At 32.9% G+C, this 12,432-nt stretch carries 10 protein-coding genes; 5 read left to right on the forward strand and 5 right to left on the reverse strand.

Annotated features, from left to right (window positions below):
- Positions 1 to 7: 7 nt before the first annotated feature.
- From ABEB18_RS09025 to ABEB18_RS09040, 4 genes are all read right to left on the reverse strand, one after another.
- Positions 8 to 1,642, reverse strand: coding sequence for an ABC-F family ATP-binding cassette domain-containing protein (locus ABEB18_RS09025; RefSeq protein WP_348798957.1), 1,635 nt, complete (start codon positions 1,640 to 1,642; stop codon positions 8 to 10).
- Between the two features lie 186 nt (positions 1,643 to 1,828).
- Positions 1,829 to 3,295 (reverse strand): alanine/glycine:cation symporter family protein, encoded by a 1,467-nt coding sequence (locus ABEB18_RS09030; protein ID WP_348798959.1) that lies wholly within the window; start codon positions 3,293 to 3,295, stop codon positions 1,829 to 1,831.
- A gap of 284 nt (positions 3,296 to 3,579) precedes the next feature.
- A complete protein-coding gene (locus ABEB18_RS09035; RefSeq protein ID WP_348798960.1) occupies positions 3,580 to 4,755 on the reverse strand; it encodes a GlmU family protein in 1,176 nt (391 codons plus the stop codon).
- 176 nt (positions 4,756 to 4,931) lie between these two features.
- The gene (locus ABEB18_RS09040; protein ID WP_348798961.1) at positions 4,932 to 5,183 is read right to left on the reverse strand and encodes a type B 50S ribosomal protein L31; all 252 of its coding nucleotides are present in this window, start codon (positions 5,181 to 5,183) and stop codon (positions 4,932 to 4,934) included.
- A 239-nt stretch (positions 5,184 to 5,422) separates the two neighbouring features.
- Between ABEB18_RS09040 and ABEB18_RS09045 the strand changes: the two genes are divergently transcribed.
- The 5 genes from ABEB18_RS09045 (at position 5,423) to ABEB18_RS09065 (ending at position 11,607) form a co-directional block, all read left to right on the forward strand.
- Entirely contained in the window at positions 5,423 to 5,962 is a 540-nt protein-coding gene (locus ABEB18_RS09045) for a DUF4199 domain-containing protein (protein WP_348798962.1), read from the forward strand.
- Entirely contained in the window at positions 5,962 to 6,918 is a 957-nt protein-coding gene (locus ABEB18_RS09050) for a glycosyltransferase family 2 protein (protein ID WP_348798963.1), read from the forward strand. Before ABEB18_RS09045 ends, ABEB18_RS09050 begins: the two co-directional genes overlap by 1 nt.
- 85 nt (positions 6,919 to 7,003) lie before the next feature.
- Positions 7,004 to 8,731 carry a phospho-sugar mutase gene (locus ABEB18_RS09055; protein ID WP_348798965.1) on the forward strand — a complete coding sequence of 576 codons (1,728 nt, stop codon included), beginning with the start codon at positions 7,004 to 7,006 and terminating at the stop codon, positions 8,729 to 8,731.
- Between the two features lie 277 nt (positions 8,732 to 9,008).
- Positions 9,009 to 10,841, forward strand: a complete 1,833-nt coding sequence (locus ABEB18_RS09060) for an ABC transporter ATP-binding protein (RefSeq protein ID WP_348798966.1) — start codon at positions 9,009 to 9,011, stop codon at positions 10,839 to 10,841.
- A 64-nt stretch (positions 10,842 to 10,905) separates the two neighbouring features.
- Positions 10,906 to 11,607, forward strand: coding sequence for a hypothetical protein (locus tag ABEB18_RS09065; RefSeq protein WP_348798967.1), 702 nt, complete (start codon positions 10,906 to 10,908; stop codon positions 11,605 to 11,607).
- 3 nt (positions 11,608 to 11,610) lie between these two features.
- On the opposite strand, the gene ABEB18_RS09070 is transcribed toward ABEB18_RS09065, so the two are convergent.
- The gene (locus tag ABEB18_RS09070; protein ID WP_348798968.1) at positions 11,611 to 12,336 is read right to left on the reverse strand and encodes a hypothetical protein; all 726 of its coding nucleotides are present in this window, start codon (positions 12,334 to 12,336) and stop codon (positions 11,611 to 11,613) included.
- Positions 12,337 to 12,432: the final 96 nt, after the last annotated feature.

A 12,432-nucleotide genomic window follows, 5' to 3' on the forward strand; every position in this document is an offset into this window, starting at 1 on the left:
AAATTGATTATTTTTCAATTTCTTTCATACTGTCCATTTTCTTATGAGCTAGGAATCCAGTGATGTCTTCAAAATGCTCGATAACTCGTTTGTTCCCAAATTCGAATACTTTTGTTGCTAATCCATCAAGGAAATCTCGGTCGTGAGAAACCAAAATCAAAGTTCCGTCAAAATCACGTAAAGCGTCTTTGATGATGTCTTTAGTTTTCATATCTAAGTGATTTGAAGGCTCATCTAGAATCAGTAAGTTTACGGGTTCTAAAAGCAATTTAATCATAGCCAAACGTGTTTTTTCACCACCAGAAAGGACTTTGACTTTTTTGGTAATATCATCACCTTGGAACATGAAAGCTCCAAGAATATTTTTTATTTGAGTTCTAATATCTCCAACTGCAATATTGTCTATTGTTTCAAAAATAGTAGCATTTTCATCTAATAAAGCGGCTTGGTTTTGTGCAAAATAACCGATTTGAGAGTTGTGACCAATTTCTACAGATCCACTATCAATACCGATTTCTTTCATAATCGCTTTAATCATAGTCGATTTACCTTCACCATTTTTTCCAACAAATGCTACTTTTTGACCTCTTTCAATAACAATATTAGCATCTTTAAAAACCACATGGTCTCCATAAGATTTAGACATTTCTTTTACAATTACAGGATATTGCCCTGAACGTGCTGCGGGAGGGAATTTCAATCGAAGAGCCGAAGTGTCAACTTCATCAACTTGAACAATTTCAAGCTTTTCTAACATTCTAACACGAGATTGAACAGCATCGGTTTTTGAGAATGTTCCTTTGAATCGCTCAATAAAAGCTCTGTTGTCGGCAATCATTTTTTGTTGTTCGTCATAGGCTTTTTGTTGATGAATACGTCTGTCTTTGCGTAACTCTAAATAATGAGTATATTTTGCTTTATAATCATAAATGCGTCCCATTGTAACTTCGATGGTACGGTTGGTAATATTATCAACAAAGGCTCTATCGTGCGAAATAACCACAACTGCTTTGGCCGAATTAATCAAGAAATCTTCTAGCCACTGGATACTCTCGATGTCCATGTGGTTGGTAGGCTCATCCAATAAAATTAAATCAGGTTTTTGCAAAAGGATTTTAGCCAACTCAATTCGCATTCTCCAACCTCCAGAGAACTCAGAAGTTTGACGTGTAAAATCTTCTCGAACAAAACCAAGTCCAATTAAGATTTTTTCTACTTCGGCTTCATAATTGATTTCTTCAATTGCGTAAAATTTTTCACTTAAATCCGAAACTCTTTCAATTAATTTCATGTACTCATCACTTTCATAATCAGTACGAACGGTCAATTGCTCATTGATTTCATCTATTTCGGCTTTCATTTTAAAAATGTCGCTAAATGCTTTAGAAGCTTCTTCCATTACAGTAGCACCATCTGTTGTCAATAAATGTTGAGGTAAATAAGCAACAACAGCTTCTTTGGGAACAGATACACTTCCGGTTGAAGGTTTTCCGTGTCCAGCAATTATTTTTAAAAGAGTAGATTTTCCTGCACCGTTTTTACCCATAAGGGCAATTTTATCATTTTCGTTTATGGCAAAAGAAACATCGCTAAATAAGGTTGTCCCTCCAAATTGAACCGAAATATCGTTAATTGTAATCATTTAGATTTTTTAGTTTTTAGGTTGCTTAAATTGTAAGCTAGTATTTTTTTGAAGGTGCAAAGATAGATTAATTAGATAATTAGAAAATGATTCAATTGGAAAATGATAAAAAAAAATACCACAAATTCGTTTTGGTTATAACGAATTTGTGATAAAGTATTTTCTAATTTCTAGATAAGTATATATCTAGTTTTTTTGGCTTTCTTCGAATTCTTTTTCCCAAATTGGAGCATTATGAACTCCAATGCTTTTAGGGTCAAATTGTGGTTCTTTGCCTTGTTTTTTCTGTCTTTCATAATCTTTCAAAGCAGCCAAAGCTGGTTTTTGTAAAATTAAAATAGCAATAATATTAAACCAAGCCATTAATCCTACACCCAGATCACCAATGTCCCAAGCAAGTTTTGCTGTATTTACACTTCCGTAAATGATAATGAAAATCATTGTAACTCTTAAAAGTTGGTTGGCTATAGATGATTTAAACTTTCTAGTGAGATAAGAAATATTTGTTTCCGCAATATAATAATAAGCTATAATGGTTGTGAATGCGAAGAAAAATAACGCAAAAGCAACAAAATAAGACCCAAATCCTGGAAAAATGCTATCCATTGCACTTTGGGTGTATCCTGCTCCAGGCGAAACTCCTGGAAGTCCAGTGTATAAAAACTCCGAAGCTCCTTGGGTACCAAAAGCAGGGTTTTGTACATTGTAAGTTCCAGTTATTAAAATCATAAAACCTGTTGCAGAACAAACTAAAAGAGTGTCGATATAGATAGAAAAAGCTTGTACCAATCCTTGTTTTGTTGGATGTGAAACATTTGCCGCAGCTGCAATATGTGGAGCTGAACCTTGTCCAGCTTCATTAGAATAAATTCCTCTTTTTACACCCCATTGTATCGCCAGACCAAAAACAGCTCCAAAGCCAGCTTCCTGATTGAAGGCACTTTTAAAAATAAGTGATACAATATGAGGTAAATGATCAATATGAATTGCTACGATAATAATTGAAGCGATAATATACCCAGCAGCCATAAAAGGAACAATTAGTTCAGCGAATTTTGCAATACGTTTTACGCCTCCAAAAACGATGGCGGCAAAAATCAATGCCAAAACACCACCTGTTATCCAAGTATTTAGTTGAAATGCATTTTGAAAACCTTCGGCTACCGAATTTGCCTGAACGCCTGGTAGTAGAATTCCCATTGCTACCACTGCTACAATTGCAAAAGCAGTTGCAAACCATTTAACGCCTAATCCTCTTTCTATGTAAAATGAAGGGCCTCCTCTAAGTAATCCTTTGTCTTCCTCTTTGTAAATTTGAGCCAATGTCGCTTCGATAAAAGCGGTGCTGGCTCCTAAAAACGCAACGGTCCACATCCAAAACATAGCCCCAGGACCTCCAAAGGCAATAGCAGTAGCAACTCCAGCAATATTTCCAGTTCCTACTCTTCCTGCTAACGTCATAGATAACGCTTGGAATGAAGAAACTCCTGATTCGGTACTTTCTCCATCGAATAATAAACGAAACATTTCTTTGAAATGGCGAACTTGTAAAAATCTAGTTCTGATTGAAAAATAGAGCCCAGCTCCTAAGCATAATAAAATCAAAGCGTTACTCCATACAATTTCATTTAAAGAGGATACAATTTCTCCCATAGCAGTTTATTCGTTTTTTTTAAATTATTAATAATGCAATAAAATCTTTCAAAAGTGAAAATACGGGGGTAAAACTATAACTTCTGGATAGAAAAAACTAATAGAATTTGATGTAAATTAGAAAAAAATGCATTTTATTTATTTTGACCCTTGTAGTAAATAGGGGGGGTGTGTGATATTGTTGTGTTGTTTTTTGTGGTTGACCATAGAAAAAAGAGGGTGTATGAAAAAAGCTCTCCGATTTTGTTTTGTATCGGAAAGCTTTTGTTTCGTTAGATTTGATTTTATTCTTTACGCCATTTTTTAGATTCTTCAAAAATGTGTTCTAATATGGCTTTTTCTTTTTCGTCAAATTCTACATTTCTTCTGCTCATAACTAATCTTGCTGTTTCAAAAGCTTTGTTGGTAGTGTAAGTGGTGAATCCTGTAGAACCTCCCCAAGAAAAACTTGGAACAAAATTACGAGGGAAACCGCTGCCAAAAATATTAACGCTGACACCAACTACAGTTCCCGTATTGAACATGGTATTGATTCCGCATTTACTGTGATCTCCCATCATTAATCCGCAAAATTGAAGTCCAGTTTTTGTAAAGCTTTCGGTTTCGTAGTTCCATAGTTTTACTTCTTCGTAATTGTTTTTCAAATTAGAGTTGTTGCTGTCAGCTCCAATGTTGCACCATTCTCCTAAAACAGAATCGCCAAGAAAGCCATCATGCCCTTTGTTTGAGTAAGCAAATAGTACAGCATTTTTTACTTCACCACCAATTCTAGAATGTGGTCCTACGGTAGTCGCTCCATATACTTTTGCTCCCATTTTTACTTGAGCATTTTCGCATAAAGCAAATGGTCCTCGTATAATGGAACCTTCCATGATTTCGGTGTTTTTGCCAATGTATATTGGTCCTGATGAAGCGTTTAATGTAACGAATTCTAATTTTGCTCCTTCTTCGATAAAAATATTTTCGGGAGCAATTACATTAACGCTTTTTGGGATGGGTTGTGATTTTCTGTCTTCGGTTATTAAGTTAAAATCTTCACGGATTGCGATGTCGTTTTTTGAAAAAATATCCCAAGTGTGTTCAATTGAGATTGTTTCATCGGTGTATTCTAGAATTTCATAATCTTCAAAATCGACTGACTCTTGCTGGTTATTGGTAAAAAAAGCTATTACGTCATCTCCTTTAAAAATAGCTTGATTGGGTTGTAGATTTTTAATCATTTCTACCAAAATAGAATTCGGTAAAAAAGAGGCATTAATCATAATATTTTCATCTAACTCAACCATTGGGAATTTTTCTGATAAATACTCTTCTGTAACAGTAGTGGTTGTAGAGCCTAAGTAAGTTTCCCATTTTTGACGAATGGTCATTATTCCAACTAGAATATCAGCAACGGGGCGAGTAAAAGTAAAAGGTAACAAAGCATTTCGAGCAGGACCGTCAAAAAGAATGTAATTCATAAATTAAATAAAAATAAATTATTAAAATGTGATTTTGGTTATCATCGCCAAAGTTACAATTATTTTTAGATGTTTATTGGTTTGTAGAATGCTGCTTTTGTAGCAATGGAAACAATTTTACAATAAAAAAGCCTCGCAATTTGCAAGGCTTTGATTGTATTTTGAAACACTTAAAATTATTTAATGTGTTTAGCGTATTTAGTTTTGAATTTATCAATACGTCCAGCAGTATCGATAAGTTTAGATTTACCTGTGTAAAAAGGGTGAGAAGTTCTAGAAATCTCCATTTTTACAACTGGATATTCAACACCTTCGTGAATAATTGTTTCTTTTGTCTCTGCTGTAGATTTAGTAATAAAAACATCGTCATTTGACATGTCTTTGAAAGCAACTAATCTGTAATTTTCTGGGTGTACACCTTTTTTCATCTTAAATCTTTTTTATTTGTTTGGTTATAATTTGTTTTGCAGCTTTTCTTTTTAGATAAGGTATAAACGCACTATAACTTTTTGTTTTACAATTTTTATTTTGAGTCTGCAAATTTACATTAAAATTTCAATATTCAAACCTTTATATTGTTTTTTTTATAATAGGCTTAAAAATTATTTTTTACTCGTCAGTAAATTGGGAATTGTTATATTTGTGGATTCATAAAAAACGGCTAAATATGATAAACGAAATTATAAAAAGAAACGGAGTTACATTTGGTGTTACAATTGGGATTATTTCTTCCTTAATAACCGCTACAATTTATGCTATAGATATTAATCTTTTCCTGTCGGGTTGGTTAGGAGCCGCAATAATAGGATTTTACCTTATTATTTGTATTGTTTTGCTTGTAAAGACAAAAAAGGATTTGAATGGAGTGATGCCTTTTAAAGATGCGTTTACAACTTATTTTATCGCAGTACTTATCGGAATAATTATTTCAACTCTTTTTAATATTGTCTTGTTCAATTTTATCGATCCAAGTGCGAAAGACACTTTGAAAGAGTTAACAGCAAAATATACTATAGAAATGATGCAGAAATTTGGAACCCCAGAATCTGCCATCAAAGAAGCGGTAGCTAAGTTAAAAGAGAGTAATCCTTATTCTATCATCGAATTAGCTAAAGGGGCTATTTATAGTATTGTTTTTAGTTCGATTTTAGGATTAATTTTGGCTGCTTTTTTTAAATCCAACGCTACATCACAAGAATACAAATAATGAATTTATCAATACTTATACCGCTTCTAAACGAAGAGGAATCTTTACAAGAATTGTACACTTGGATACTATCTGTAATGAAATCGAACAATTATAGTTACGAAATCATTTTTTTAGATGACGGAAGTACTGATGAATCTTGGAATATCATTTCGGGTTTTGCAACTGAAAATCCTAATGTAAAAGGGGTTCGTTTTATGAAAAATTTCGGGAAATCACAAGCCTTACATGCTGGTTTTGCCAAAGCTCAAGGCGATGTAATTATTACTATGGATGCTGACCTGCAGGATAGTCCAGACGAAATTCCAGGTTTATACCAGATGATTACCGAACAAAAATACGATTTGGTTTCGGGTTGGAAAAAGAAACGATACGACTCTGTTGTTGCTAAAAACATTCCCTCAAAATTATTCAATTGGGCAGCCCGAAAAACATCAGGCGTGCAACTAAATGATTTTAATTGCGGACTAAAAGCTTATAGAAATGTGGTTGTAAAAAATGTAGAAGTATCAGGCGAAATGCATCGATACATTCCTGTTTTGGCCAAAAATGCCGGTTTTGGAAAAATTGGCGAAAAAGTAGTGCAACACCAAGCTAGAAAATATGGGGAAACCAAGTTTGGAATGGAACGTTTCATAAATGGTTTTCTGGATTTAATCACAATTTGGTTCCTTTCTCGATTTGGTAAAAGACCAATGCATCTATTTGGAGCAATTGGATCTTTTATGTTTATCATCGGTTTTATTGCTGCTGGATATATCGGTGTTTCAAAATTATACCATATGTATAATGGTATGAAATATATTTTGGTAACCAATAATCCTTGGTTTTTTATTGCTTTGACCACAATGATTTTGGGAACTCAATTGTTTTTGGCAGGATTCCTTGGTGAAATAATTTTGAGAAGTAAAAATAATGAAGATCGGTACAAAGTTTCTACAGAATTGAATTTTTAACGACATTAAACTGATTCTATATAACATTTGAATTTTAAAATTTTCAAAACAATAACTGAACAAACAACTTAAAACTATAAAGATAATGCACATAGCTCAAAACATTCTAGACGCAATGAATGTATGGTTTACCCCTACGTTTGATAATGAAACTCAAGAAGCTGTTAAAGAATTAATGACAACATCGCCAAAAGATCTTGAGGAAAGTTTTTATAAAAATTTAGAGTTTGGTACAGGCGGAATGCGTGGTATCATGGGGGTAGGAGACAACCGTATCAATAAATATACGCTTGGAAAAAGTACTCAAGGACTGTCAAATTTTTTGCATAAAGTATTTCCAAATCAACCTTTGAAAACGGTTATAGCTTATGATTGTCGTCATAATAGTAAAACTTTAGCAAAAGTTGTTGCTGATGTTTTCTCTGCAAATGGGATTCAGGTGTATTTATTTTCGGATTTGAGACCTACACCAGAATTATCTTTCGCTCTAAAATATTTAGGTTGTCAGTGTGGTATTGTACTAACAGCATCACATAATCCCCCTGAATATAACGGATACAAAGTGTATTGGGAAGATGGTGGTCAGATTGTTCCCCCGCAAGATGGCGAAATCATCAACAGTATCGAAAAATTACAATATGATGAAATTAAATTTGATGCAAATGAAAGTTTGATTCAATATATTGATGCAGAAGTAGATCAGGCTTTTGTCAAATCTACTATAGAAAATGCAAGTTTTGGCACTTTGCAAGAGGCAAAAGATAATCTTAATATTGTATTTACTTCCTTACACGGGACTTCTATTACTGCTGTTCCAGATGTTTTGTCTCAAGCGGGTTACAAAAACGTAAATATTGTTGAAGAACAAAGAGTGCCTAACGGTGACTTTCCAACTGTAAAATCGCCTAATCCAGAAGAACCAGAAGCTTTAACATTGGCCTTGGCCTTGGCAGATAAAACCAATTCTGATATTGTGATTGGTACTGATCCAGATTGCGATAGATTGGGTATTGCTGTTCGAAACAACGAAGGTAAAATGACTTTGTTAAACGGTAACCAAACCATGATTTTAATGACTGCTTTTTTATTAGAAGAATGGAAAAAAGCTGGAAAAATTAACGGAAAACAATTTGTTGGTTCTACAATTGTTTCTACACCAATGATTATGGAACTAGCTTCAGCTTATGGAGTTGGTTTTAAAGTTGGTTTGACTGGTTTTAAATGGATTGCCAAAATGATCAAAGATTTCCCTGAACTAGAATTTATAGGTGGAGGAGAAGAGAGTTTTGGTTATATGGTTGGTGATGCTGTTCGTGATAAAGATGCTGTAGCCGCTACTTTGTTGATTTGTGAGGTGGCTGCTCAGGCCAAAGCTAAAGGAAGTTCAGTTTACAAAGAACTACAACAATTGTATGTTGAACATGGTTTTTATAAAGAATACTTGGTTTCTATTACCAAAAAAGGAATGGAAGGCTTAAGTGAAATTAATAAAATGATGGTTTCCTTACGCGAAAATCCTTTAAAAGAAATCAATGGACAAAGAGTTGTAATGGTTGAAGATTACAAATCTTCTATTGCTAAAAATTTATTTACAGGAGAAGAAGAAGCGATCGATATGCCTAAGGCTGATGTGTTGATTTATTATACCGAAGACGGGTCTAAAATATGCGCTAGACCTAGTGGTACCGAACCTAAAATTAAATTTTACATCAGTGTAAAAACTGATTTAGATGCTGTTGCTAATTTTGAAACAACAGAAAAATTCTTAGATGAAAAAATTCAAAAAATCATTGCTGAAATGAAATTGAATTAATTTATTTGAGAAAGGATTTAGCGAATAAAATTTAAAGCTTTATAGAATTTTTAATTGTGCAGATTGTTATAGTCTGCACAATTGCATTAATAGGGCTATAGAGATTTTAGTGAAAAAAATGATAAAATTATAGCAAAACTAACCAATTGGTTTAATTTTGTTTTTTAATTGTTTGATGTAATTCATTTATAAATCAATTTAATTTTGGATTGCAAAAAACACACCCGATAAAACTTAAAAACTTTAAGTTGCAGCAAAAAAAATAACATTCAAATAAATGATAGACTCCAATTTGCTTAAATTAATTCCGTATGCTAAAGTTTACAAGAGCCATATTGTTTGGAATATAATTTACAATATACTTTATGCTTTATTCAGTACTATTTCGATGTTATCGTTGCTACCAATGCTCGAGGTACTTTTTGGTCAAACCAAAGCGATACCTCAAGAACCAGTTTATACCGGAATAGGGGATATAATGGGCTACGGTAAAGATTTACTGTATTTTAAAATATCAGAATTAACAAAAACGACTGGACCTCAATTTGCCTTATTGTTAGTGGTATCATTAGTGATTACAACGTTTTTATTAAAAAACTTTTTCAATTATTTGGCTTCGTATCATATCATGCATCTCAAAAATGGTGTTTTGAAAGATTTAAGACAAACCATGTATGATAAAATAATAGAATTGCCAGTATCATATTATTCCGAGAAAAGAAAAGGTGATGTAATGTCACGTATGCTTGGAGATGTGGGAGAGGTTCAAAATTCCTTTTTTTCAATATTAGAACTTATCGTAAAGGAGCCTCTAACTATTTTGTTTGCACTAATTACCATGTTTGCTATCAGCGTAGAATTGACCATTTTTGTATTGATTTTTATTCCAATTTCGGGTATTATAATCTCTAAAATTGGAAAAAATTTGAAAGCAAAATCCTTACAAGCACAAAACGAGGGAGGGTATTTGATTTCTATAGTTGAGGAAAGTTTGACAGGTCTAAAAGTCGTAAAAAGTTATAATGCCGAGAACAGTTTCAAGAATAAATTTCACGCTTCTGTTTCTAGATTGTTAAAACTTTCAAACAGCATAGGAAATAAAAATAATTTGGCTTCGCCGTTGAGTGAATTTATGGGAATTACAACTATTGCTATATTGTTATGGTATGGAGGGAATTTGGTTTTGGTCGAAAAGACATTAGCGGGTTCTGCATTTATTGTTTACTTAACATTAGCTTATAATATTCTTACACCAGCAAAAGCGATATCTAAGGCTTCTTATGCTGTGAAAAATGGGTTGGCAGCAGCCGAACGTGTTTTTGAAGTTTTAGAGGTAAAAAATGAAATTACTAGCAAGGAAAATGCTATCGAGAAAAATACTTTTGAGAATTCGATAACTATCCAGAACATCAATTTTAGATATGAAAAAGAGAATGTTTTAAAAGATTTTTCGCTTACGGTAAATAAAGGACAAACGGTCGCTCTTGTAGGACAATCAGGAAGTGGTAAAAGTACAATTGCAAATTTACTGACACGCTTTTATGATGTGAATGAAGGTACTATTTTAATCGATGGAATAGCCATAAAAGATTTGAATCTACATTCGCTTCGCGGATTAATGGGGTTGGTTACACAAGACAGTATTTTGTTTAATGATACGATAAGATATAATATTGCCTTGGGCAAACAAGACGCAACGGATGAGGAAATTATCGAAGCGTTGAAAATTGCCAATGCTTATGAGTTTGTAAAAGATTTACCGGAAGGGATTTATACCAATATTGGTGATAGTGGAAATAAACTATCGGGTGGTCAAAAACAACGATTATCTATTGCACGTGCGGTTTTGAAAAATCCTCCAATTATGATTTTAGACGAAGCAACTTCGGCTTTGGATACCGAAAGCGAAAAATTTGTTCAGGTTGCTCTTGAAAATATGATGCAGAACAGAACTTCAATTGTGATTGCACACCGTCTTTCAACGATTCAAAAGGCCGATTTAATTGTTGTGATGCAAAAAGGGAAGATTGTAGAACAAGGTACTCATGCCGAGTTAATCGCTTTGAACGGAACATATAACAAATTGGTAACAATGCAATCTTTGGAATAACGATTTTAGATGGCGAACTTTAGATTTTCGATTCTCAGAATAAGATAATTTAAATTTAAACGGTGTGTATTTTAACAATTCAAATATAATACTTCCGCAAGATCCCAATACAATTGTATGGAAATATCTTGATTTGTCTAAGTTTTTGGATTTATTGCTTTCGAGAAAATTGTTCATGTCTCGTTCGGATAAATTTGAAGATCAATATGAAGGAACTTTTAGCGAACCTACTTACGAAGAGATCAAAAAACTTTCTATTGATAATCCTGATTTTTTAAATTTTTACAAAACGCATCGTGAAAAAGTAGCTATAAGTAGTTGGCATATCAATGAATATGAGTCTTTTGCCATGTGGCAAATTTTTACACAAAATAGTGAAGGTTTAGCAATACAATCTACAATCCAAAGACTTCAAAATGCTTTGACTCCCGAAAACAATTACAAACAATACATTGGTGAGGTAAATTATATCGATTATAAGAAAGAGTATATTCCTTTTGATGATATGTTTTTCCCTTTTTTGTTCAAAAGAAAAAGCTTTCAATACGAACGCGAAGTCCGAATTATTACAGATGTTTCGGATAATAATATGAAATTGAATGACGGTCTAAAAATAAGTGTTGATATCAATCAATTAATTGAGAAAATTTATATTCACCCTAAATCAGAGAATTGGTATAAAAATCTTGTGATTCAATTGGTAAAACAACTCGGTTTTAATTTCGAAATAGAAAAATCTGATTTGGAAAGTGATATTTTGATTTAAAAGTTAGATTGGGTTATAGGTTTCAGTTGTCCAGTCTTTTTTAGTCAAATCGATGTAGTTATAATGTACCACATCTTTGCTGTCAAATTCTCCGTTTTTATTGGTGTCTTCGACGGTTCTAAAATACAATCTGTTCTTGGCCTCAACCAGTGACCAATCGATTAATTCTTGAAAATCGGGAGAAACTTTGGTAAGCTTTTCACCACTAATTTTACTTAAATACAAAGCTTTGATGTCCGAAGTGTCTAATTTTCCATCTTTATTAGTATCGGAATCACACATGGTGTAAACCATGATTTGTTTGTTTATCTTGTCGGAAACTGCTTTTAAATAGGTGGCGGTTTGAATTAAAACAGGATCATTTGTCAATGCTTTTATAGAATCAGAATCTACTTTTTGAAATTTAAGATTCTGCAAATAACCGGTGATTTCATATTCGGCAGCATTAGAAATTGTAAAACTTACATCATTTACACTCGAAGAACCGTATCTGTTTTTTAATCCTTTGCCATAAACATTTAAGTCTCCAACAGGATGAATCAGGTAATTTGTTCCTTGCATTTGTATTGGCAAATCGGCTATTTTGATTTGGCTCGAATCTATTCTGGGGGTTTGTTTTACTGCTTTTGAGGCACCATAAATTACTTTAGGTTTTTCTATTTCTTCTTTTTTGCAACTTGCTAAAAACAAAAGCGATATTCCTATACAAACAAAATGTGATGTTCTCATACTAATTTTAAATATTAAAATATAAACTCAAATGTAATCATTTTTAAAAATGAAAAACGAAATATTAAGTAGTTTTATTCTTTTTACTCTATTCTA

This window comes from Flavobacterium adhaerens (assembly GCF_040045115.1).
In the GTDB taxonomy this organism is placed as follows: Bacteria; Bacteroidota; Bacteroidia; order Flavobacteriales; family Flavobacteriaceae; genus Flavobacterium; species Flavobacterium adhaerens.

Excerpts from the sequence above, each read along its gene's own strand:
- ABEB18_RS09035 (WP_348798960.1), bottom strand. The coding sequence starts at position 4,755 with ATGAATTACATTCTTTTTGACGGTCCTGCTCGAAATGCTTTGTTACCT.
- ABEB18_RS09070 (WP_348798968.1), bottom strand. The coding sequence starts at position 12,336 with ATGAGAACATCACATTTTGTTTGTATAGGAATATCGCTTTTGTTTTTA.
- ABEB18_RS09045 (WP_348798962.1), top strand. The coding sequence starts at position 5,423 with ATGATAAACGAAATTATAAAAAGAAACGGAGTTACATTTGGTGTTACA.
- ABEB18_RS09040 (WP_348798961.1), bottom strand. The coding sequence starts at position 5,183 with ATGAAAAAAGGTGTACACCCAGAAAATTACAGATTAGTTGCTTTCAAA.
- ABEB18_RS09055 (WP_348798965.1), top strand. The coding sequence starts at position 7,004 with ATGCACATAGCTCAAAACATTCTAGACGCAATGAATGTATGGTTTACC.
- ABEB18_RS09030 (WP_348798959.1), bottom strand. The coding sequence starts at position 3,295 with ATGGGAGAAATTGTATCCTCTTTAAATGAAATTGTATGGAGTAACGCT.
- ABEB18_RS09060 (WP_348798966.1), top strand. The coding sequence starts at position 9,009 with ATGATAGACTCCAATTTGCTTAAATTAATTCCGTATGCTAAAGTTTAC.
- ABEB18_RS09050 (WP_348798963.1), top strand. The coding sequence starts at position 5,962 with ATGAATTTATCAATACTTATACCGCTTCTAAACGAAGAGGAATCTTTA.
- ABEB18_RS09025 (WP_348798957.1), bottom strand. The coding sequence starts at position 1,642 with ATGATTACAATTAACGATATTTCGGTTCAATTTGGAGGGACAACCTTA.